Origin of the sequence: Streptomyces sparsogenes subsp. cuspidosporus (genome assembly GCF_039532705.1) — a bacterium.
Taxonomy (GTDB): domain Bacteria; phylum Actinomycetota; class Actinomycetes; order Streptomycetales; family Streptomycetaceae; genus Streptomyces; species Streptomyces sparsogenes.
In genome coordinates this window covers 54,659-75,457 of the sequence record NZ_BAAASD010000021.1, presented here as the reverse complement: position 1 = coordinate 75,457, position 20,799 = coordinate 54,659, and the positions used below count along the sequence as shown (strand labels likewise).

Sequence of the window (20,799 nt, the reverse complement as noted above, 5' to 3'; positions counted from 1 at the left end):
GCCGAGCAGTGCGAGGGCGGCAAAGAAAACAGGCACCCGCGGGCCGCGGCGCCAGGGCGGGACCCTCAACCCACCCGGCACCGCAGCCCGGAGTTGCATCGGCCGCTATCGGCCGACCTGAGGCCCCCGTCGCGGTCAGGGCAGAGCGCGCCGTGTGCCTCGATCCACCCTCCTGTGCGGGGAGAGCGGAAGATCGCAGTGCGCCCCATTCTGGACTAGACCAGTATCGGCTGTCCACGGATCCGTGGGGAAAGGCTGAAAACCCCCGTCCGGGTAGGCTCACAACGTGCCCTCCATGAACGACCTCGTACGCCAGCACACCGCGCTCAGCGACTCCGACCTCGAGTGGCTCCACCTGCTGGTATCGGAGTGGCAGCTGCTCTCCGACCTGTCCTTCGCCGACCTCGTCCTGTGGGTCCCCACCCGCGACGGCACCCGCTACGTGTCGGTGGCACAGATGCGCCCCAACACCGGCCCCACCTCCTACCAGGACGACATGGTCGGCCATCTCGCCCCGCGCGGCCGCCGCCCGATGCTCGACGCCGCCCTCGACGAGGGCCGTATCGTCCGCGAGGGCGACCCCGAGTGGCGGGAGGAGGTCCCGGTCCGGGTGGAGTCCATCCCGGTCCGGCGCGAGGGCCGGGTGCTCGGCGTGATCGCCCGCAACACCAACCTGCTGACCGTACGGACCCCCAGCCGGCTGGAGCTCACCTACCTCCAGTCCGCCTCCGACCTCGCCCAGATGATCGCTGCCGGATCGTTTCCCTTCCCCGAGCAGCAGGTCGACATGGACGCCTCGCCCCGCGCGGGCGACGGCCTGATCCGGCTCGACGCGGACGGCGTCGTCCAGTACGCCAGCCCCAACGCCCTGTCCGCATACCACCGACTCGGCCTGGCCGCCGACCTGGTCGGCTGCCACCTCGGCCAGACCACCGCCGAACTCGCCCCCGTGCGCGGGCCGGTGGACGAGGCGCTGGTCAAGCTGGCGAGTGGCTGGGCGCCCCGGGAGTTCGAGGTGGAGGGCAACGAGGGGGTCATCCAGCTCCGGGCCATCCCGCTCAAGCCCAAGGGCACCCACATCGGTTCGCTGGTCCTCCTGCGGGACGTCACCGAGCTGCGGCGCCGCGAGCGGGAGCTGATCACCAAGGACGCCACCATCCGGGAGATCCACCACCGGGTGAAGAACAACCTCCAGACCGTGGCCGCCCTGCTGCGCCTCCAGGCCCGCCGGATGGATTCCGACCAGGGCAGGGAGGCGCTCAACGAGGCGGTGCGCAGGGTCGGCTCGATCGCGATCGTGCACGAGACCCTGTCCCAGAACCTGGACGAGCGGGTCGAGTTCGACGACATAGCCGACCGGGTCCTGGCCATGGTCGCCGAGATATCCCCGGGCAAGGTCACCGGCCGGCGCACCGGCCGCTTCGGGATCCTGGAGGCCGAGGTGGCCACCCCGCTGTCCATGGTGCTGACCGAGGTGTTGCAGAACGCCCTGGAACACGGCTTCGGGCCGGGGGAGATGGGCACCGTCGAGGTGGCGGCGGTGCGCAGCGGCACCGGCGCGGACGGGCGGCTGCTGGTCACCGTCCAGGACGACGGGCGCGGGCTGCCGGAGGGGTTCGACCCGCAGCGGGCGGGCAACCTCGGGCTGCAGATCGTGCGCACGCTGGTGGAGGGGGAGCTGGGCGGGAGGTTCGACATGGTGCCCGCGCCCGAGCGCGGCACCCGTGTCGTCCTGGACATCCCCGTACGGGCCGAGAAGAAGCACTGACCCGGGCCGGTGCCCCGGGAATCCCGGGGTGAGACCTTGAGCACACCGCTCACATACTGAGCACCGTCTCACATACCGAGCAGACGCCCCTACGGGCAGACACCCTTACGCGCAGAGGCACATACGAGCAGATTCACCTAGGAGCAGGCTCACACTCCGCGCACATTCACACAGCGTGCACAATTCACACAGCGTGCACAGTTCACGCGCCGCGCACAGCACTGAGCCCCGGACCGTTTCCGGTCCGGGGCTCAAAGCTCACGTTGCTGTGCGCATCGGGGTTACTGCGCGCTGCGGCTCGGGGGCCACGGGGTGGGGGCGTCAGGCGCTGGCGTTGCGTGCCCGGTTGCGAGCGGCACGGCGCTTCATGGCGCGGCGCTCGTCCTCGCTGAGTCCACCCCAGACGCCGGAGTCCTGGCCGGACTCGAGCGCCCACTGCAGGCACTGCTCCATCACGGGGCAGCGGCGGCAGACGGCCTTGGCTTCCTCGATCTGCAGCAGCGCAGGACCGGTGTTGCCGATGGGGAAGAACAGCTCGGGGTCTTCCTCGCGGCAAACGGCGTTGTGACGCCAGTCCATGGCTGCTCCATCTCCTCGTGTTGCGGAAAGGTTGCTTGTGAATGTGAACGCTTTCACGAACCCCCCGACAGCAGTAGGGACGTCGACCAGTTGGGGCTGGTTGGTCCCATGGAATGAGGAGGGGGATTCGGGCTCTCAAGGGGGCCCTTCTGGGGGCCGTCCCGATCGCCAAGAAGAGACTCGCAAACCTCGGCGGCGGATACAACCCCTTCCGGAAAGTTTTTTTTGATTCCTTGGTGTCGGCTCTGTCACAGCCCTACTTCCGTTGGGTGGAAGCCAGGCTAAACGTTCGACTGGAAGGACTTTTTGCGGTCTCACTCACACAATCACACGCAGTGCACGGCGTACGCCTGTGAACGTCACGCTCGTACGCAGTCCCAGGTGGTCACCGTCCATCTGAAACGGCAGTGGCGCCTGCGATTGCAAGGTGAAGTCCGTCAGGTCGTGCAGGGAGACGGCGTGCTTGCCGCGGGGCCCCCGTTCGGGGCTGGAAGTCAGCAGCTGGGACACGTAGCGGGTGGCCGCCGAGGTGGACAGTTTGGAGAGTCCCAGCACGTCAAGGGCGGTGTCGAAGGACGCGTCCGGCAGGGCGTAGATCGGGCGGTTGCCCAGATACGTCCACGGGGCGGTGTTGCAGACGATGGACACCACGAGCTGTTCGACGGGGTCCTCGCCGGGGCGCTGGAGGGTGATGGTCCCGTCCCTGCGGTTCGGCTCGCTGAGGAACTGGCGCATCACCTGGCGTATATAAAGCGCGTGGGTCGAACGTTTGCCGCGTTCGCGCTGTTGTTCGACCCGGCCGACCACGCCCGCGTCGAAGCCGAAGCCCGCGCAGAAGGTGAACCAGCGGGCGGGAACCGACTCGTCCGCGGTGCCCGGGGTGCCCGCCGCGATCCCGAGGCCCACGGTGCGCTCGGTGCCGTCCCGCAGCGCGTCCAGCAGGGCGCCGGTGGCCTCCACCACATCGTTGGGCAGGCCGAGGGCGCGGGCGAAGACATTGGTGGAACCGCCCGGGACGACGGCCAGACGGGGGAGCGCGTCCGGATCGGGGCCGTGGTGCAGCAGCCCGTTGACCACCTCGTTGACCGTGCCGTCCCCGCCGAGGGCGACGACCAGTTCGTGTGTGCCCCCCTCCGCGGCCCGCCGGGCCAGGTCGCGGGCGTGCCCCCGGTACTCCGTGGTCGCCACGTCCAGCTTCAGATCGCTGGCGAGGGCGTGGATCAGGACGTCGCGGGTGCGGGCACTGGTGGTGGTTGCTGCCGGATTGACCACGATGAGCGCGCGCATGCGAAGCAGCCTACCCACTCGTAGTGAACCGCCCACAATCCCGGCCCCCGGCCCCGCTCCGGTCCTGTCCGGCCGCGACCCTGCCCGGGATCGCGTCGGCTGCGGCTAGGCTGCTGGGGTGAGCAGTAAGAAGTCCGCCCCCGCCAAGAAGGCACGGCCCGCGCGGGCCGCGAAGACGGCCGCCCAGGGAAAGCCGGCCGCCAAGGCGAAGCCGACTCCCCAGACCGCTCCCAAGGCGACCACGGGCAAGACGACGGCCATGGCAACGGGCAAGACGACGGGCAAGGCGGCGCAGGCCAAGGCGGCCTCGCAGGCCGCCGCCGACGCCGTCCCGGCCGGCCCCCGGCCGACCCGGCTGACCGCGGCCGCGGTGCTCGCCGCCGTGGAGGCCGCGGTGCTGGTCGGCATGGGGGTGTATGTGCTGGTCATGGGGGTAACCGGGGACCCGGACAGCCCGCGGCAGGCCGAGATGCTCGGGGTGACCGTGCTGGCGCTGGCCGCCCTGCCGCTGGCCGCGGCGCGCGGGCTGTGGCTGCGCCGGCGGTGGAGCCGCGGGCCCGCGATGATCACTCAGCTCATGGCGCTGCCCGTGGCCTGGACCCTGGTGAGCAACGGCGGCGGGCTGATCGCCGTCGGGGTGGCCACCGCCGTGGCGGCCCTCGCCGTCCTGGCGCTGCTGATCAACCCGACGGCGACGGAGGCGCTGGGCATCGGCCCGCGCGACGCCTGATCCCCCGGCTCCGCTACCCCTTCTTCTACTCCTCCACCAGCAGCCGCTCCCGCAGCTGCGCGAGGGTGCGGGCCAACAGCCGCGAGACGTGCATCTGAGAGATGCCGACCTCCTGCGCGATCTGCGACTGGGTCATATTGCCGAAGAAGCGCAGCAGCAGGATCTTCTTCTCGCGCGGCGGCAGATCCTCCAGCAGCGGTTTGAGCGACTCCCGGTACTCGACGCCCTCCAGGGCCTCGTCCTCCGCGCCGAGCGTGTCCGCGACCGCCGGGGACTCGTCGTCCGTGTCCGGCACGTCCAGGGACAGCGTGGAGTACGCGTTGGCCGACTCCAGGCCCTCCAGCACCTCCTCCTCGGAGATGGACAGATGCTCGGCCAGCTCGTGGACCGTGGGGGCGCGGCCGTGCCGCTGGGAGAGCTCGGCGGTGGCCGTGGTCAGCGAGAGCCGCAGCTCCTGCAGCCGCCGCGGGACCCGCACCGCCCATCCCTTGTCACGGAAGTGCCGCTTGATCTCGCCGACGACCGTCGGCGTCGCATAAGTGGAGAACTCCACACCGCGGTCCGGGTCGAACCGGTCCACGGACTTGATCAACCCGATGGTGGCGACCTGGGTGAGGTCGTCCAGCGGCTCGCCGCGGTTGCGGAAGCGCCGCGCCAGGTGCTCCACCAGCGGCAGATGCATCCGCACGAGGTTGTTGCGCAGCTCGGCGCGCTCCGCGGAGCCCTCCGGCAGCCGCCGCAGCTCGACGAACATCGCCCGCGCTCCGCTGCGGTCGTGCGGATCGAGCCGCTCGTGCCGCTCGTGCTGATGCTGATCCATGTGGTCCGCCCGCTCTGATCGGTCTCCTGCCGGCTCCGGGTCCGCGGGATGCGGTCGGGCCTGCGGGTGCGGGATGGCCGGGGTACGCACTCCCCGCGATGATGCGGTGCTCACGGAGCCCCCCTTTCCGTCACGGCTGTCCGGGGCCGGCGCCGCGCTCCTTGTACAGGCTGATACTGACCGCGCGGTCCTCGGCGACGGTCGAGTCGACCTTGCCGGCGAGCGCGGAGAGCACTGTCCAGGCGAAGGTGTCGCGCTCGGGGGCGCGTCCGTCGGTGGTCGGAGCCGAGACGGTCACCTGCAGCGCGTCGTCGATCAGGCGGAAGACGCAGCTCAGCACACTGCCGGGCACGGCTTGCTGCAGCAGGATCGCGCACGCCTCGTCGACCGCGATGCGCAGATCCTCGATCTCGTCGAGGGTGAAGTCCAAGCGGGCTGCGAGGCCGGCCGTGGCCGTCCGCAGCACCGACAGGTAGGCACCCTCAGCGGGCAGCCGGACTTCTACGAAGTCCTGGGTCCCGGGCTCGCCTGCGATCTGGGACACCCTCACCTCCAAGGTGACACAAGCTGATTGAGCTGAGCTGATTGGAGCGCCGGTCGCGAGCCCTTATGGTGGAGGGGGTAACGGACCGGCGCGGCACGTGGTTCGGCTGCGACGCTATCGCGATCTGCGGTTCGGTGTCGCCCGGACGAAGCACGGCCCCCGTCATGGGTGAACGCCGACCCGAAGGTCCGCGATATCACTCAGTGTAAGCACATGAGTACGCACAGTGGCTATAGGTTTGCGGTCTCAATTCGAAAGAGATGTCGCTTCGTTGCGGGAACCGCTGGTGACATGGCTCCTCTCCGCCCCTCTCCCCGCTTGTGGCGGCGCTTCTCGGATCACTTGCTGAAGGCTAGCGGGCCGCACCCACCGCGCGGCAGTTCTTATACGATCATCTGGTCCACATAGCACCAGCGCCAGGCCTCCCCCGGCTCGAAGCTGCGCATCACGGGGTGTCCGGTCTCCTTGAAGTGCTCGGTGGCGTGCTGGAACGGCGAAGAGTCGCAACAGCCGATGTGGCCGCAGGACAGACACAGCCGCAACTGCACCGGATGGCTGTCGGCGGAAAGGCACTCCGGGCAGGTGTCGTACCGCGGCTCCGGCTCGGGCACCGGCAGCTCGGGAACATGCGGACACTCGTTCATGATTGCCAGACTAAACCGACGAGACACTATCGGGGACGGGCCGGGCTCATGGACGTATTGCCACTGTTGGTGCTGGTCGCGGGCAGCGCGGCCGTCGCGGGCGCGGCCCGCCGCACACCGGTGCCCGCCCCGCTGCTGCTGGTCGCCGCCGGGCTGGTCGCCTCGTACGTGCCCGGGGTGCCCGAGTACACGCTCGACCCGCACATCGTGCTGCCGCTCGTACTGCCGCCCCTGCTGCACACGGCCGCGCTGGAGAGCTCGTACCTGGACCTGCGCGCCAACCTCCGCCCCGTCGCCCTGCTGTCGATCGGGTATGTGCTCTTCGCGACGCTCGCCGTCGGCTGGATCGCCTATCTGCTGATCCCGGGCCTCCCGCTGACCGCCGCGCTCGTCCTCGGCGCGGTCATCGCCCCGCCGGACGCGGTGGCGGCCACGGCCATCGCCCGGCGGGTCGGCCTGCCCTCCCGGCTGACCACCGTCCTCCAGGGCGAGTCCCTGGTCAACGACGCCACCGCGATCACCGCCTACAAGGTGGCGCTCGCCGCGGCGGTGGGCGCGGGGGCGACCTGGGGCGGAGGCCTGCGGGAGTTCGCCATCGCCGCCATCGGCGGCGTCGGCGTCGGCCTCATCCTCATGGTGCCGCTGCACTGGCTGCGCACCCACCTGCGCGACCCCCTGCTGCAGAACACCCTCTCGCTGCTCATCCCCTTCGTCGCCTACGGGGCGGCCGAGCAGGTCCACGCCTCGGGCGTGCTGGCGGTCGTCGTCGTCGGCCTCTACCTCGGGCACCACTCCTGGCAGGTGGACTTCGCCACCAGGCTCCAGGAGTCGGCGGTGTGGAAGATGATCGCCTTCGTGCTGGAGTCCGCGGTGTTCGCGCTGATCGGACTGCAGCTGCCGGTCGTGCTGCGGGGCCTGGGGGAGTACGGGGCCGGCGAGGCGGCCTGGTACGCGGTCATGCTCTTCCTCGTCGTCGTCGGCGTGCGCTTCCTCTGGGTCTTCCCCGCGACCTTCCTGCCCCGGGCGCTGTCCCGCCGGGTCCGCGAGCGGGAACCGGAGACCGACTGGACCGCGCCGGTCGTCGTCGGCTGGGCCGGGATGCGCGGCGTGGTCTCGCTGGCCATCGCCTTCTCCATCCCGGCGACCGTCCACGGCGGACACCCCTTCCCCTCCCGCAACCTCGTCCTCTTCCTGACCTTCACCACCGTCATCGGCACCCTCGTCATCCAAGGGCTCACCCTGCCCCCGCTGATCCGCCGGCTGCCGCTGCCCGGCCGGGACGCCCAGGCCGAGACCCTGGTGGAGGCGCAGGCGCAGAACGAGGCGTCGCGAGCCGCCGAGTCCCGGCTCGAAGAACTCCTCGCCGACGAGCGCAACACCCTGCCCCAGCCGCTCGCCGACCGGCTGCGCACGGTCCTGGAGCGGCGGCGCAACGCGGTGTGGGAGCGGCTGGGCGGGGTGAGCGAGGCGACGGGGGAGTCGGCCGACGACATCTACCGCAGGCTGGCCCGCGAGGTGATCAGCGCCGAGCGGGAGGTGTTCGTGAGGCTGCGCGACGCCCGGCGGATCGACGACGAGATGCTGCGGACGCTGCTGCGCAGGCTGGACCTGGAGGAGGCGGCGGCCTACCGCGAGGAGAGCGCGGACGGATGAGGGCCGCCGGTCACTTCAGCCGCTCGTGGATGCGGGCGCGCATGGAGGCCATGGTGAAGCCGCGCGGGTCCGTCTTGCCCGGCTGCCATTCGAGATGGCCGATCACCGAGCGCTCGGTCCAGCCGTGATGGCGGCAGATCGCCGCCGCGGCCCGCTCGATCGCCTCCAGCTGGGCCGCCGGCCAGGGGTCCTGCCCGTCCCCGAGGTTTTCGCACTCGAAGCCGTAGAAATGGCGGTTGCCGTCGGTGTTCGCCTCGTTGGCCGGCGGCAGGGCCTTCTCCGCGATCACGGCGCGCAGCACGTCGTCGTCGCCGAGCCCCGCGTGGTTGGCCCGGCCGTACCCGACCAGGTGGACACCGCCGTCCTTGGCGATCACGCCGTGGCACAGCGGGCCGGGCAGCCCCTCGAAGCCGTCCCGGCAGATCTGCACGGTCAGATCGGTGCCGGAGGTGACCGTGTGGTGGATCATCACGCCGTGCACCTCGCCCCAGGGACCCTTGTGATTCCTGTTGTGGTGCCGCCAGTCCCCGACCTCCACCACCCGCAGGCCCTCCCGCCGCAGGGCCGCCAGAAAGTCCTCCGCGGACATGGGTGATGCCATGGCCGCCTCCGTTCGCGTCGTGCGGGGCCGCCCACCGCGGCCCGACTGTCACCCCCTGCATACCCATCAGAACAGTCGGTGATGAATCCCTGGTGCAAGCGTTATGACGCGCTCCGGTTATGGTGCGTTCGATCCGCTCGACGACGCGCAGGAGAAGCACGGCACCATGGACTACCAGTCTTTGCTGGAGGAGGTCGCGGCCCACGTCGCACCACAGATCGGACAGGGTGAGCCGGCCCAGTACATCCCCGCGCTGGCCTCGGTGGACCCGCGCCGGTTCGGCATCGCCCTCGCCGACGCGGACGGCACGGTGACCGGCGTCGGCGACTGGGAGGTCCCGTTCTCCGTGCAGAGCATCTCCAAGGCGTTCAGCCTCGCGCTCGTCCTCGAACAGGACGGCGAGCGGATCTGGCGGCGGGTCGGCCGGGAGCCCTCGGGCAACCCGTTCAACTCCCTGGTGCAGCTGGAGTACGAGAACGGCATCCCCCGCAACCCGTTCATCAACGCCGGCGCCCTGGTCGTCACCGACCGGCTGCAGACCCTGACCGGCGACGCCAGCACCACCATGCTGGAGTTCCTGCGCGCCGAGAGCGGCAACCCCGACGTCGCCTTCGACCAGGTCGTCGCCGCCTCCGAGTCCGAGCACGGCGACCGCAACGCCGCCCTCGCGCACTTCATGGCGAGCTACGGCAACCTCGACAACCCCGTCCCCACCGTCCTGGAGCACTACTTCTGGCAGTGCTCGATCGAGATGAGCTGCCGCGACCTGGCCCTGGCCGGCGGCTTCCTGGCCCGCCACGGGCTGCGCGCGGACGGCTCCCGGCTGCTGTCCCCGCGCCAGGCCAAGCGGATCAACGCGGTCATGCTCACCTGCGGCACGTACGACGCCGCGGGCGACTTCGCCTACCGCGTCGGCCTGCCCGGCAAGAGCGGCGTCGGCGGCGGCATCGTCGCGGTGATACCGGGCCGCTGCACGCTGTGCGTCTGGAGCCCGGGACTCGACGCGCGCGGCAACTCGGTGGCCGGGCTGGCGGCCCTGGACCACTTCACGACGCTGACCGGCTGGTCGGTGTTCTAGCCGCGCCCCGCCTTCCGGCGACTTACGGACCCGGGCCCCGGTGGCGCCCGGTCGGGGCGGGCGGGACCATGGAGGAGCAGGAGGTGTACGGCATGCAGCACGAGATGCGCGCCGAGTACGAGGAGGGCAGCTCGGGGCGGGTGGCGGGCGCGCCGGTGAAGATCTGGCACATGGTCCGCGGCAGCGGCACGACCGCGATGTGCGGGCGCGAGCTGGACCCGGACGCGGAGACGCGGCCGGCGGAGATCTGGGCCACGGACGACTCGGTGCCCTTCTGCCATTCCTGTGGCGCGATGTATCTGCGCGAGGTGCCCTGAACGAGGTGCTGTACCAGGAGTGGGGATCGCTGCCGCTGGGCGGCCGGGCGGTGGTGTGGACCCGTACCGCCGGGGCCGGGCCGCAGCGGGTGCTGCCGGACGGCTGCACCGATGTGATCTGGAGCGACGCGGGGAGCGACGGCGGCGCGGCCGGATCGCTGTTCGTGGCCGGCCCCGACACCCGGGCCCATCTCGCGCAGGGCCCGCCGGGCACCCGCTGGATCGGGCTGCGGTTCGCCCCCGGCACCGGCCCGGCGGTGCTCGGTGTGCCCGCGTACGAACTGCGGGACCAGCGGGTGCCCCTGGCCGCGCTGTGGCCGGGCGCGGAGGTGCGGCGGCTCGCCGAGCGGCTGGCGGAGGAGGCCGCCCGGAGCGCTGACCCGGGTCAGGGCGCTGACCCGGGCCGGGACGCCGGCCCAGGCGAGGGCGCTGTCCCGGGCCGGGGCGGTGGCGGGCGCTCGGGCGGCCCGGGCCGGGCGCTGGAGGCCGTCGCGCTGGAGCGGCTGCGCCGCGCGGAGCCGCCCGACCCGGCGGTCGGCGCGGTCCTCGCGGGGCTCTCCCGAGGCCGGAGCGTGGCGGAGGTAGCCGCGGCGGTGGGCCTCGGGCAGCGGCAGCTGCACCGGCGGTCGCTCGCCGCGTTCGGCTACGGCCCCAAGACGCTGGCCCGGGTCCTGCGGCTGAACCGCGCACTGGACGAGGCGCGGGCGGGGACCGCCTTCGCCGAGGTCGCGGCCTTGGCCGGGTACGCCGACCAGGCCCACCTGGCGCGCGAGGTCAAGGCGCTGACCGGGGTGCCGCTGGGCCGGCTGCTGGCGTAGCGGCCGCGTTCAGCCCCGTCAGCCCCGTCAGCCCGTCAGTCCGGTCAGCCCTGTTCGCGCCCCTGTCAGCCCGGCAGGGGCGCGAACAGGTCGACGCCGTTGCCGTCCGGGTCGAGGAGGGTGGCGTAGCGGTGCCCCCAGAACGCGTCCCAGGGCTCCTTGTAGCCGCGCGCGCCGGACCGTACGAGCTCGGCGTACGTCTTGTCCACGTCCGCCGGGCTGTCGCACGCGAAGGCCAGCCCGATGCGCCCGGACCCGCCCGTCGCCGGAGTCCAGTCCGGATCGAAGGAGCGGACGGTCTCGATGGGGTCCCACATCAGGCGCAGCCCGCCCGGCAGGGTCGCTTCGACATGCGGCTGGGTGTCGGCGTCGGCGGGGATGTCCACACCGAGCCGGCGGTAGAAGGCGAGTGAGGCGGCCAGGTCGGTCACGACCAGGCCGATCGCGTCGAATCGTGCTGTCATGCGGGCAGCGTAGGCAGGCGGGGCCCCGAGGGTCTTGAACGAATCGGACGCGACACGCCCTTCGTACGCGGGCGGCCCAGGGGGCTCAACGGCAGCGGCCCAGGGGGCTCAGGGCAGAGGCCCAGGGGGTTCAGGGGCAGCGGACGACCTGCCCCGCGTACGACAGGTTGCCGCCGAAGGCGAAGAGCAGCACCGGCCCGCCCGGAGCGATCTCCCCCCGCTCGACCAGCTTGGACAGCGCGAGGGGCACGCTGGCCGCCGAGGTGTTGCCGGACTCGACGACATCGCGCGCGATGACCGCGTTCGTCGCGCCGAGCTTGCGCGCGACCGGCTCGATGATCCGCAGGTTCGCCTGGTGCAGCACCACCCCGGCCAGCTCCTCGGGCGCGATCCCGGCCCGCGCGCACACCTCGCGCGCGATGGGGGGCAGCTGGGTGGTGGCCCAGCGGTAGACGGTCTGGCCCTCCTGCGCGAAGCGGGGCGGGGTGCCCTCGATCCGCACCGCGTGGCCCATCTCGGGCACCGAGCCCCAGACCACCGGCCCGATGCCCGGGACGCGCTCCGCGTCCGGCTGCTCGTCGGCCACCACGACGGCGGCGCCCGCGCCGTCGCCGAGCAGGACGCAGGTGGAGCGGTCGGTCCAGTCGGCCGTGTCGGTGAACTTGTCGGCCCCGATGACCAGGGCGGCGGTGGCCGACCCGGCCCGGATGGTGTGGTCGGTGGTGGCCAGGGCGTGGGTGAAGCCGGCGCACACCACGTTGACGTCCATGGTGACGGGGGAGCCGAGGCCGAGCCGGGCGGCGACGCGGGCCGCCATGTTGGGGCTGCGGTCGATGGCCGTGGAGGTGGCGACGAGCACGAGGTCGATGTCGGCGGGGGTGAGGCCGCTGGCGGCGAGCGCCTTGCCGGCCGCCGCGGCGGCCATCTCGTCCACCGTCTCGTCGGCGCGGGCGATGCGCCGGGTGCGGATCCCGACCCGGGTGCGGATCCACTCGTCGCTGGTGTCGACGAGGGCCGTCAGGTCGTCGTTGGTGAGCACCCTCGCGGGCTGGTAGTGGCCGACGGCCGCTATGCGTGAACCCGTCATGCTGTCTGCCCCTTCGCGCGGGTGTCCCCACGGCCGCTGCCCGGGTGTGCGGGCGAGGCGGGCGGCCGGTCGGGGGTACGTCACCCCCAGTCTTGTGGGGGCGCACGGGCACCGGGCACGCCGGTAGATGCCAATCTTGCGCCCCGAGATCTGGAGCTTTCGGCCTTTCCAGCCGCGCGGCCGGATCCCTAGAGGGTGTCCGGCCCCGGCGGAGGTTGTTCACACAGCCGGGGTACATACGCCAACGACACTTGCCCGCCCGTTCGTTGACTGGTGAGCGGATAGATGGGTATGTCATGTACTGACAGGGTCGCGCCTCCCTCAGCCCAAGGGGGCTTCACTCATGCTTGACGATCGGCCCGCATTCGGTGTCCGGGTGCGCGTGCTCGGCGGTGTCACGGTGGCGGAGATCACGGGCGAGCTGGACATCCTGGCCGCGGCGAGGATCTCCGCCCGCCTCGACTCCCTCGCCCGCCCCGCGCGCCCGAACCTGGTTCTGGACCTGCGGATGGTGACCTTCCTGGACTGTTCCGGGGTGTCGTTGCTGTGCCGGTTGCGCAATCGCGTGCTGGAGCGGGGCGGGCGGCTGCGGCTGGTGATCGTCGACCCGCGGTTCCTCCGGCTGCTGCGGATGGTCCGGCTCGAGGACGCCTTCGAGGTCGTGGACGACCTGGCCCTGGCGGTCGCGCGGTCGGGAGAGGTGAGCGCCGGAGGGGGCAACGGCGCCCTCGCGTGAAGCGCGTCCCTAACAGGTGTCAATAGGAAGAACAGAAATTCACTCGCACGAGCGCATTTACACCGGGAAAAATCGGGTCCCGACCTCCGTAACCGGCGGTCACCCCTCTACGCTCGCGGCACGTCACCCAGGACCCCGGTGGTATCCGTCCCGATGCCGACGCTGCCCGCTTCCGGGACCCTAACGATGGTGAAAGGGGGCAGTGTGCCGTTCCGAGGTGATTTCCCGATGACGCAGCAAGGCGCTCCCCGCCGGGAGGCGCCCCCGCTTGCCGCCATCGCCCCCGAGGGCGTCCGCGCGGACCGGGGCACGCCGCCCCGCGCCTGTACGTACGGCGTCGGCGGGTACACCGTCGTGGAGCTCCATGGCGAGATCGACATCGTCGGGCGGGAGTCCATCGGGCTGGAGCTGGACCGGGTCACCTCCCCGCCGGCCCCCGCCGTCGTCATCGACCTGACCCCGACCCGTTTCTTCGACTGCTCCGGGCTCGAGCTGGTGTGCCGCGCCTACCGCCGGGTGCGGGACCGCGGCGGGCGGCTGCGGGTGGTCTGCGACAGCCCCCTGATCCTGCGCACGCTGCGGGTGGGCGGGCTCCTCGACGTACTGTGCCCGGTGCCGACGCTGGCCGACGCGCTGCGCGAGGACTGACGCGCCACCCGGGGGCCGCGGCCGCCGGTTCCCGGCGGACCGCCGCCTCAGCTCCGCCGCCCCCGGCCCGGGGTCGCCCGGCGCCCGGGCCGCCAGCGGGCGAGGGCGCGGTGGTGGCGCAGGGGGCGCTGTCCGGGCGGAGTGTCGCCGTAACGGAGGGCGGAGACCCGACTGCCGTGCTGGGCGTTGAGTCGATGGATCACCAGGACGCCCACGGCGATCAGCGCGACGATCACGGCCACCGTGACGACGGTCTCCATGGTGATCACTCCCACGGGGCCGGATCCCAGCCCGGGGGAATCCGGCCGGTATACGGCGAAATGCTCTCGTGGCCTTTACGGTACTCCCGGCGGACACCGGACCGCACCCGGCGTGGAGCGGGGTGCCGGGTGCGGTACGGGTCGCGGGGCGAGTCGCCGGGGGCGAGGTGCTGGACGAGTCGGTGGACGAGTCCGTGGGCGAGTCGGTGGGTGACTCGGTGGGCGAGTCGGTGGGTGACTCGGTGGGCGCGAGGCCTACCGGGCGTTCACCTCGAGCGTCTCGCCGAGGCCGGCCAGGCCGTTGGCCCACAGCTGGTTCACCCTGCTGATCTCGGCCGCGTTGGGCTGTGCGTTCTTGCAGGACGTCCCCGGCCCGCCGCCCGACATCAGCTCGCTGCACGGACCCGAGTAGTGGTCCGGCAGCCCGAGCACATGGCCCGTCTCGTGCGCGGTGACACGGGTGGAGTCGTACTGCTTGTTCTGCGCGTAGTCCAGGAAGATGTAGCCGTTGCCGTGGCCGTCCGTGCTCGCGTACGAGCCGCTGGGGTCGTTGCCCTCGCGGTACTCGAAGTCCGCGTTGCTGCCCTCCCTCAGCTGCACGTTGCGCACCGAGGAGTTCCAGATCTGGGTGGAGCGGGCTATCTGGGACTTGAAGGTCGGCGCCTTGCTCGTGCTGTAGGTGACGGTGACGGCCTGCGCGCCGGGCACCACGCCGCGCTTGGCCAGCACCGACTTGACCACTGCCTTCAGGAAGGCGTCGGTGTCGCCGCGGCTCTCGCCGCTGGAGACGTACGCGGACGTGGCGGTGTGGCCGACGGCGCCGCTGTCGGGCGCGGCGGCGGAGGCGGGGACGGCGGACAGGGTCGAGGCCAGGCCGAGGCCCAGCGTCGCCACGAGCGCCGACGTGGAGAATCTCATGTGGGGGGCTCCTCATCGTCCGTCAGGCCCCGGCCGCCGCCCCCGTGGGGTGGCGGACCGAGGCCGTGGAATGAACGCTTGGTGCCCCGAAGTCTTGGCGAGATCCGGCGCCACGCGGAGATATCAACTGGCGATAGCACCATCACATAACCCCCGAACAACCGTGCCTTTCCGGCCGTCCCTTGGACGCCAATTCGGCGCCCGGGATGTGTGGTTCGTGGGTGTTGCGTGTCTGGTGTGACCTCCTGACACGCCGTTATGCTCACGCCGTGGAGCTCGAGGTCAGGCACCTTCGCGCACTGTGCGCCATCGCCGACACCGGCAGCTTACGGAAGGCCGCCCGCCAGCTGGGCATGAGCCAGCCCTCCTTGACCACCCAGCTCAGGCGCATCGAGAACGCCATCGGCGGCCGGCTGTTCTGGCGGGAGCTCACCGGCAGCCGACCGACCCCCCTGGGGCACTCCGTCCTGTGCCGGGCCCGCCCCATCGTGGCCGAAATGAACGCCCTCGTCACCGAGGCCAGGCAGGAAGCCGGCCGGACCACGGGCGCCCGGCTGCGCGTCGGCAGCATGGGCAGCCAGGCCATGGCCGGGTGGCTGCGCAGACTCCGCGCCCGCTTCCCCGACGCGGACCCCACCATCCACATAGACGTCCGGGCCGACTCGCTGCTCCGGATGGTCTCCGACGGCCACCTGGACGTCGCCTTCGTCCACGAGCCCGAAGACGCCCCACCGCGCGTCCCCGACGGCGTCCACAGACGCGTCCTCGTCGCCCGCGAGCCCCAGTTCGTCGCCCTCCCCGCCCTCCACCCCGCCGCCGCCCGCCCCGTCGATCCCCTCGCCGACCTCCCCGCCGACCTCCGGATGATCGACCCCGCCCTCGACGGCCAGGAAGCCGCCCTCCGCCGCGCCTTCACCACGGCGGGCCACACCCCCCGGATCGTCCACGGCGACTACCCCACCGCGGCCGACCTCGTCGCCTCCGCCGAACTCGTCACCCCCTGCCGCCCCACCGCCATCCCCCGCCCGGGCCTCGCCATCCGCCCCCTCCTCGACGACCCCCTCACCCTCCGCCTCTCCCTGGCCTCCCGGGCCGACCCAGCCACCGCGGACGCCCTCTTCCGCGACCTCAGGGACTCCTACGTCGAGGCCGCCTGGTCGAGCAGCGCATACCGCCAGTGGCTCCTCCGCAACAACAGCCCCCTCCTGCCCACCCGCGACGCCACGCGATCCGCCCCACCCCCGGTCCGTGAGGCCTCGGCGTGAGGGCGGGCCCGTGGCCGTTGCCCAGGTCGGCTACTGGGGGAGTCGGTCGAAGTCGCCGCGCTTGACCCCTCGCACGAAGGTGGCCCACCGCGCCGGGACGGTGGTGATGACGGCGGTCGGATCGTCGCTCTCCCGGAGGAGTATGAGGTTTCGGGGCGACGCCGCGACCTCGACGCATTCGGAACTTCCCAAACCGCTGCTGTAGCTCGACTTCCGCCACGTGAGCCCGGACATCAGGTCTCCTCACAGGGTGTACAAGAGGTGCTGCACGAGCCTAAGCGAATCGCTCCTCTTATAGGACTCCTGTTCGGGCACCGGGTCAATCGGTGGCAGCGCGGCGGCGCTGAGACGCTCGAAGGCCGTGCCGTACTGGGTGAGATGTGCTTGGTCTTCGAGGAAGGCGGATGACACGGGGTGCTGCACGTAGACCGTGTTCAGCTCGGGCGCCTCGGCTTCGAGGAGGACGAACGGGGTGGCCGGGGTCGCGGGCGAAAGGCTCGTTCTGAACGGCAGCAGCTGAATGTGGATGTTGGGCAGCCTGGCCATCTCCACCAGGTGCTCGATCTGGCCTCGCATGATCTCGGTGTCCACGAACTGCATGTGGAAGGCCGCTTCATGGATGACCGCGTGGAAGACGGGCGGGGGGTCTCCCGTCAGGACTTCCTGCCGCTTCAGCCGGAACTCGACATAGGTGTCCAACTCGCCAGGGGTGGCGTCGACCTCGCCACCGGCGATGAGTGCTCGGACGTACTCCGGCGTCTGGAGCAGCCCCGGCACGTACATCCACTGGAACGAGCGATGAGCGACGGCAGTCGATTCCAGTTCCGCGAGGTCGCGGATGCTGTCTTTCAGGGGAGATTGGCGGTAGTCCGACCACCATCCCTTCCCCGTTGACCCACTCATGGCCACCAGCCCTTCGACGAGAGTTTCGTCCTGGCAACCATATGCGGTAAGTAGTGCGCGGAGCTTTGCCTCGGGAATGGCTGTTCGCCCCGCCTCGATGTGCCCGAGGTGTGGCGAGCCGAGTCCTGCGAAGGCTCCCGCTTCTGCTGCCGACAAGCCGCACTCGTTGCGAAGCCTTCGCAGTTCCAGGCCCAGTCGTCGCTGCCGTTGCGTCGGGTTGGCCCGTAGGCCCATGGCGCCCTCCTTGTGATCGACAGCAGTCTGCCCGTCTGGGGCGGCGGGGAGCCACTCGTTGGGGGGAATCAGGCCATCTGGGTTGCAGACTGGAAACCTGCCTCTCTACCGTCGAAGACGAATCGCCCAACCGGCGCACGCCGTCCGGCCCTTGGCCGAAGGAGGCCACATGCCCACGAGCCCAGAGCACCCCCGTGCCGACTTCTCCCTCGTCTTCCCGCCCGACCCGAACTGGGTCCGCACCGCCCGCGAAGCCGTACGCACCGCGTTGCACACCGCCAATCGCCCCGACCTCGCCGACACGGCCCTCCTCCTCACCTCGGAGGCCGTCACCAACGCCGTCACTGCCTGCCGGCGCAGCGGTTGCGCGGCACCCGTCACCCTCTACGCCGAGTGGGCCGCCCTCGGCACACTCCGCGTCCTCGTCACCGACGACGCTCCCGGCATGCCGTCGCCGCGCGCTCTCACCAGGGCGGAAACAGAGGCCGAAAACGGCCGAGGACTCTTTCTCATCGACAACTGCGCCACCGAGTGGGGCGTCTGCCACCACGGGCCCGGCCCTGGTAAGGCGGTGTGGTTCCAGGTCGGCGGCGCGGGCTCATGACCTGTCCAGGGTGCGGACGGGCTCGTCAGACCTCGTAGTCCCGGTGGGGAGTAGCGCGCTCCCAGACGGCTTCGAACGCGGACGAGCACAGCTCGACGACGGCTGGATCATCGACCATCTCACCGCCGAGAGAGGTGCCCTCGCCGGTGAAGTGGTTGAACCTGACCAATCTGTCGTCATACAGCCAGAAGTCGTTGCCGGGCAGGGAAAGATCAGAGGCGCGACGCCTCGGCAACCACCGCACTTTTTCGCCGGCCTCGATGTTGGTGAACGTGCCGCTGTGCTCGAACTTGATGTAGTCGGTCACCGGTTCGGAGACGATCCGGGCGCGCCGGATGGCCACGCCACGGGCGACCGTCTCGGAGACCAGGTCGAGCCATGGGCGCCACCATGAGGCGCGGTCGTCCGGGTTGAGCCGGTGACCCTGCTGCCACGCCGCGAAGCCGGACTTCTCGTAGTCCACGGCGTATGTATCGCGCATCTCAAGGTGGACAGCCGAGTGTTCGCAGTCGCGGAACAGCTCAGCGAAGCTCGGCACGTTCGACGACATGACACGACCGACAGGCTCCGCCACGTTTCATCAGCTCCTTCACCGTCACGACAGCCCGGCGCCGCCAGCCGGACGGCAACGAGCTGACGAGGGACCTGGAACGCCGCGGCCTGCCTAAGGCATCGGCAGAGGGAGGCCGGGCATGTGCGGGTGGCGCAGGTGCTGTCCGCCGTCGTAGACGTGCAGCCGAAACGTCTCCGGCCCCGGCCGCCCCGCCGCATCGTAGGCGCTCAGGACCGTCTCAATGCGGTCCCATAGCTTGACCGGGCCGCTTTGTCGCACCTGCCACGTACCGTCGCCTGGGGTGAGGGTAGCGGCGGATCCGGTGATGACGTCGGCGAGGAGTATCGCCTCGCCGACCGTGGTCATCTGTGCGTCCGGCACGGCGCTTTGGGCGAGGAATCTCAGGTGGAAGGCTTCCTCAGTGACGGCGGTGATCCGCTCGGGGCTGTGCTTCGCCTTGCGGCCCGTCTTGGGAAGACCAGCCGCCCAGTGGGCGGGGTTCCCGAACGCGGGGGCGGCGTGCGTCCGGGCGGACATGAAGGAGACGGTGCCGCTGAGCAACTGGCCCTCGGCGGTGTGGTCGTCCCCGACGGTCAGCAGGACACGGGCGTATCCGTAGAGCCAGCCGCTGAGGGTGAGCAGGATCTTCCCTCCCGGCCGGGTCTGGGAGATGAGGGCCGGAGGGACGGCGCGGAAAGAGCATGCGGCCACGATCCGGTCGAAGGGTGCCTCGGGCCAGTAGCCGTAAAGCCCGTCGGCGACCGCGAGTGTGGGGGTATAGCCCAGGCCGAACAGTGCGTTCGCCGCCGCTTCCAGGCGGTGCGGGTCCACCTCGATGCTGGTGAGGTTGGCGGAACCAAGGCGTTCGCACGCGAGCGCGGTGGAGTAGCCGGTCCCGGTGCCGATCTCCAGCACCGTGTGATCCTCGGAGACATCCGCGTCCGCCCACATTCGCAGCACGAGCGACGGCAGGGTGGACGACGAGGTCGGGGCCCCGCCGCGCCGGACGGTCGGTTGCTTCCAGTCCACTTCGGCGCCGTCGAGCTGCGTGATCAGTGTGGTGTCGGAGTATGCGGCGGCCAGCCACCGGCCGTAGTCGAGCTCGGCGGTAACCGGCTCCCACATCGTCATCCCCTGCCCGTCGCGCTCGTCGGCGGGCAGGTAGAAGCCGGGCACGAACCGGTGGCGGGGCACCGTCGCGGTCGCGTGATACCACGCTGGATCGGCGAGCACGCCATCCGCGGTGAGAGACTTGGTCATGGCCTCGCGCAGGCGGGCCGCGTCGGTCTCAATGTTGGCGGGCATGGTCATGGGCCGTCGCCTCCTTTCCGCTCAGGATGTCGGCGAACGCCTCGGTGATGGCTGGGGCTTCGGGCAGCCATCCCCATTGCCCGTTCGGATTGCACTCAAGGGCTGTCCAGGATTCAGGCAGGTGTTCGTCCCCGGTAAGGGCGAAGTCGAAACAACCGAAGGCGAGGCCAAACGAGGCCAGGTAGCTGTGCAGCGCAGCCTCGACCGGGGCTGGGACGCCGATGGGTGTGTGGATGAGGTCGTTCCAGTCGCCTCGACGCCAGTCCAGGGCGCCGTCCGGCGCCTCGACGCGGCTGGCGAACACCTGCCGCCCGACCACGGTGATCCGCGCGTCGCCGCTCTTGGGGATCTCGGCCTGGAACAAGTGTGGCATTACGGTGAGCGAGTCGTCGAAGGTGCCGGGATCGACGCGCTGGGCCCAGATCGCTCCAGCGTGCCCGTCCTCACTTGCGGGCAGCCCGCGGAACGGCTTGTAGATGATGAGGTCGTGCTCAGCGGCGAACTTTCGGGCCTGCTCAGCGTCGTTGGTGATGAGCGTCGCCGGGATGGTGAGCCCGAGTTCGGTGAAGCGTTGCAGTTGGGCGGGCTTGAAGTCCGCACGGCTGACAGCGGCTGGATGGTTCACGTACCGGGCGCTGCGCAGGTTGTGCAGGATGCCGCCGAGGCCGTGCCGGGCCTCGGCGGTGGCGAATTCGCGTTGCTGGGCTGGAAGGTGGGCGAAGCGGGCGGAGTACGGGGTGGGGCGGCGGTAGTACACCGCCGCCACATCCCCCAGCTCCACCTCGCGGCTTGCCGTACGCAGCCGCCCACCCCATACCGGTGCTCCGGCGCCGATGTGGGCACCGAAGGTCAGGTCGGGTCCGATATCGGCCGGATCGATGCGGGCGACGGGCACCTCGCGCTCGTTCAGCGCGGTGATGACGAGGTCGGCGGTGACGTCCTCCAGGGACGTGACGACCAGAACGAGGGGAGCCACT

General features: G+C 70.9%; 25 protein-coding genes. 10 read left to right on the top strand and 15 right to left on the bottom strand.

Annotation, left to right across the window (positions count from 1 at the left end; genetic code table 11):
- Positions 1-295 precede the first annotated feature (295 nt).
- Entirely contained in the window at positions 296-1,768 is a 1,473-nt protein-coding gene (locus tag ABFY07_RS23755; protein ID WP_065964298.1) for a PAS domain-containing sensor histidine kinase, read from the top strand.
- Positions 1,769-2,089: 321 nt separating this feature from the next.
- On the opposite strand, the gene ABFY07_RS23750 is transcribed toward ABFY07_RS23755, so the two are convergent.
- On the bottom strand, positions 2,090-2,347 hold the full coding sequence (locus tag ABFY07_RS23750; protein WP_003953983.1) for a WhiB family transcriptional regulator: 258 nt from the start codon (positions 2,345-2,347) through the stop codon (positions 2,090-2,092).
- A 318-nt stretch (positions 2,348-2,665) separates the two neighbouring features.
- Positions 2,666-3,634 carry a diacylglycerol/lipid kinase family protein gene (locus tag ABFY07_RS23745; protein WP_346176426.1) on the bottom strand — a complete coding sequence of 323 codons (969 nt, stop codon included), beginning with the start codon at positions 3,632-3,634 and terminating at the stop codon, positions 2,666-2,668.
- 259 nt (positions 3,635-3,893) lie between these two features.
- Between ABFY07_RS23745 and ABFY07_RS23740 the strand changes: the two genes are divergently transcribed.
- The gene (locus ABFY07_RS23740; protein ID WP_346176471.1) at positions 3,894-4,364 is read left to right on the top strand and encodes a hypothetical protein; all 471 of its coding nucleotides are present in this window, start codon (positions 3,894-3,896) and stop codon (positions 4,362-4,364) included.
- A gap of 25 nt (positions 4,365-4,389) precedes the next feature.
- Here the strand turns inward: ABFY07_RS23740 and ABFY07_RS23735 are convergent, their stop codons facing one another.
- The 3 genes from ABFY07_RS23735 to ABFY07_RS23725 form a co-directional block, all read right to left on the bottom strand.
- The gene (locus tag ABFY07_RS23735) at positions 4,390-5,298 is read right to left on the bottom strand and encodes an RNA polymerase sigma factor SigF (RefSeq protein WP_076970766.1); all 909 of its coding nucleotides are present in this window, start codon (positions 5,296-5,298) and stop codon (positions 4,390-4,392) included.
- Positions 5,299-5,314: 16 nt separating this feature from the next.
- Positions 5,315-5,728 carry an ATP-binding protein gene (locus tag ABFY07_RS23730; protein WP_014176550.1) on the bottom strand — a complete coding sequence of 138 codons (414 nt, stop codon included), beginning with the start codon at positions 5,726-5,728 and terminating at the stop codon, positions 5,315-5,317.
- A 383-nt stretch (positions 5,729-6,111) separates the two neighbouring features.
- The gene (locus tag ABFY07_RS23725; protein ID WP_065964304.1) at positions 6,112-6,372 is read right to left on the bottom strand and encodes a UBP-type zinc finger domain-containing protein; all 261 of its coding nucleotides are present in this window, start codon (positions 6,370-6,372) and stop codon (positions 6,112-6,114) included.
- Between the two features lie 48 nt (positions 6,373-6,420).
- Here ABFY07_RS23725 and ABFY07_RS23720 point away from each other — a divergent pair, with 48 nt between their 5' ends.
- On the top strand, positions 6,421-8,025 hold the full coding sequence (locus ABFY07_RS23720; protein ID WP_346176425.1) for a Na+/H+ antiporter: 1,605 nt from the start codon (positions 6,421-6,423) through the stop codon (positions 8,023-8,025).
- A 10-nt stretch (positions 8,026-8,035) separates the two neighbouring features.
- Here the strand turns inward: ABFY07_RS23720 and ABFY07_RS23715 are convergent, their stop codons facing one another.
- Positions 8,036-8,626, bottom strand: a complete 591-nt coding sequence (locus ABFY07_RS23715; RefSeq protein ID WP_346176424.1) for an N-acetylmuramoyl-L-alanine amidase — start codon at positions 8,624-8,626, stop codon at positions 8,036-8,038.
- Between the two features lie 166 nt (positions 8,627-8,792).
- Here ABFY07_RS23715 and ABFY07_RS23710 point away from each other — a divergent pair, with 166 nt between their 5' ends.
- From ABFY07_RS23710 to ABFY07_RS23700, 3 genes are all read left to right on the top strand, one after another.
- On the top strand, positions 8,793-9,704 hold the full coding sequence (locus ABFY07_RS23710) for a glutaminase (protein ID WP_346176470.1): 912 nt from the start codon (positions 8,793-8,795) through the stop codon (positions 9,702-9,704).
- A 92-nt stretch (positions 9,705-9,796) separates the two neighbouring features.
- Positions 9,797-10,021 carry a hypothetical protein gene (locus tag ABFY07_RS23705; RefSeq protein WP_346176469.1) on the top strand — a complete coding sequence of 75 codons (225 nt, stop codon included), beginning with the start codon at positions 9,797-9,799 and terminating at the stop codon, positions 10,019-10,021.
- 29 nt (positions 10,022-10,050) lie between these two features.
- Positions 10,051-10,839 (top strand): helix-turn-helix domain-containing protein, encoded by a 789-nt coding sequence (locus ABFY07_RS23700; RefSeq protein ID WP_428836996.1) that lies wholly within the window; start codon positions 10,051-10,053, stop codon positions 10,837-10,839.
- Between the two features lie 65 nt (positions 10,840-10,904).
- On the opposite strand, the gene ABFY07_RS23695 is transcribed toward ABFY07_RS23700, so the two are convergent.
- Both ABFY07_RS23695 and ABFY07_RS23690 read right to left on the bottom strand, forming a co-directional pair.
- Positions 10,905-11,303 carry a VOC family protein gene (locus ABFY07_RS23695; RefSeq protein WP_346176423.1) on the bottom strand — a complete coding sequence of 133 codons (399 nt, stop codon included), beginning with the start codon at positions 11,301-11,303 and terminating at the stop codon, positions 10,905-10,907.
- Positions 11,304-11,433: 130 nt separating this feature from the next.
- On the bottom strand, positions 11,434-12,390 hold the full coding sequence (locus ABFY07_RS23690; RefSeq protein ID WP_346176422.1) for a beta-ketoacyl-ACP synthase III: 957 nt from the start codon (positions 12,388-12,390) through the stop codon (positions 11,434-11,436).
- A gap of 343 nt (positions 12,391-12,733) precedes the next feature.
- Between ABFY07_RS23690 and ABFY07_RS23685 the strand changes: the two genes are divergently transcribed.
- Together ABFY07_RS23685 and ABFY07_RS23680 are read left to right on the top strand one after the other, a co-directional pair.
- Positions 12,734-13,126 (top strand): STAS domain-containing protein, encoded by a 393-nt coding sequence (locus ABFY07_RS23685; RefSeq protein WP_346176421.1) that lies wholly within the window; start codon positions 12,734-12,736, stop codon positions 13,124-13,126.
- Between the two features lie 228 nt (positions 13,127-13,354).
- Entirely contained in the window at positions 13,355-13,774 is a 420-nt protein-coding gene (locus ABFY07_RS23680; RefSeq protein WP_346176420.1) for an anti-sigma factor antagonist, read from the top strand.
- A 47-nt stretch (positions 13,775-13,821) separates the two neighbouring features.
- Here ABFY07_RS23680 and ABFY07_RS23675 read toward each other — a convergent pair whose 3' ends face one another.
- Positions 13,822-14,034, bottom strand: a complete 213-nt coding sequence (locus ABFY07_RS23675) for a hypothetical protein (protein WP_346176419.1) — start codon at positions 14,032-14,034, stop codon at positions 13,822-13,824.
- 255 nt (positions 14,035-14,289) lie between these two features.
- A complete protein-coding gene (gene snpA / locus ABFY07_RS23670; protein WP_065964318.1) occupies positions 14,290-14,952 on the bottom strand; it encodes a snapalysin in 663 nt (220 codons plus the stop codon).
- 269 nt (positions 14,953-15,221) lie between these two features.
- Here snpA and ABFY07_RS23665 point away from each other — a divergent pair, with 269 nt between their 5' ends.
- Complete coding sequence (locus ABFY07_RS23665; protein ID WP_346176418.1) at positions 15,222-16,217, top strand: LysR family transcriptional regulator; 996 nt, start codon at positions 15,222-15,224, stop codon at positions 16,215-16,217.
- A 30-nt stretch (positions 16,218-16,247) separates the two neighbouring features.
- On the opposite strand, the gene ABFY07_RS23660 is transcribed toward ABFY07_RS23665, so the two are convergent.
- Both ABFY07_RS23660 and ABFY07_RS23655 read right to left on the bottom strand, forming a co-directional pair.
- Positions 16,248-16,451: a DUF397 domain-containing protein gene (locus tag ABFY07_RS23660; RefSeq protein WP_346176417.1), complete on the bottom strand. Its 204-nt coding sequence runs from the start codon at positions 16,449-16,451 to the stop codon at positions 16,248-16,250.
- Between the two features lie 9 nt (positions 16,452-16,460).
- Complete coding sequence (locus tag ABFY07_RS23655) at positions 16,461-17,354, bottom strand: helix-turn-helix domain-containing protein (RefSeq protein WP_346176416.1); 894 nt, start codon at positions 17,352-17,354, stop codon at positions 16,461-16,463.
- A 169-nt stretch (positions 17,355-17,523) separates the two neighbouring features.
- Here ABFY07_RS23655 and ABFY07_RS23650 point away from each other — a divergent pair, with 169 nt between their 5' ends.
- A complete protein-coding gene (locus ABFY07_RS23650; RefSeq protein WP_346176415.1) occupies positions 17,524-17,958 on the top strand; it encodes an ATP-binding protein in 435 nt (144 codons plus the stop codon).
- A gap of 25 nt (positions 17,959-17,983) precedes the next feature.
- Here ABFY07_RS23650 and ABFY07_RS23645 read toward each other — a convergent pair whose 3' ends face one another.
- The 3 genes from ABFY07_RS23645 to tgmB all read right to left on the bottom strand — a co-directional run bounded on the left by ABFY07_RS23645 (position 17,984) and on the right by tgmB (position 20,798).
- Entirely contained in the window at positions 17,984-18,508 is a 525-nt protein-coding gene (locus tag ABFY07_RS23645) for a DUF6879 family protein (protein ID WP_346176467.1), read from the bottom strand.
- A 114-nt stretch (positions 18,509-18,622) separates the two neighbouring features.
- Positions 18,623-19,822: an ATP-grasp peptide maturase system methyltransferase gene (tgmC, locus tag ABFY07_RS23640; RefSeq protein WP_346176414.1), complete on the bottom strand. Its 1,200-nt coding sequence runs from the start codon at positions 19,820-19,822 to the stop codon at positions 18,623-18,625.
- Complete coding sequence (gene tgmB / locus ABFY07_RS23635) at positions 19,800-20,798, bottom strand: ATP-grasp ribosomal peptide maturase (protein ID WP_346176413.1); 999 nt, start codon at positions 20,796-20,798, stop codon at positions 19,800-19,802. Before tgmB ends, tgmC begins: the two co-directional genes overlap by 23 nt.
- Between the last annotated feature and the right edge of the window lies 1 nt (position 20,799).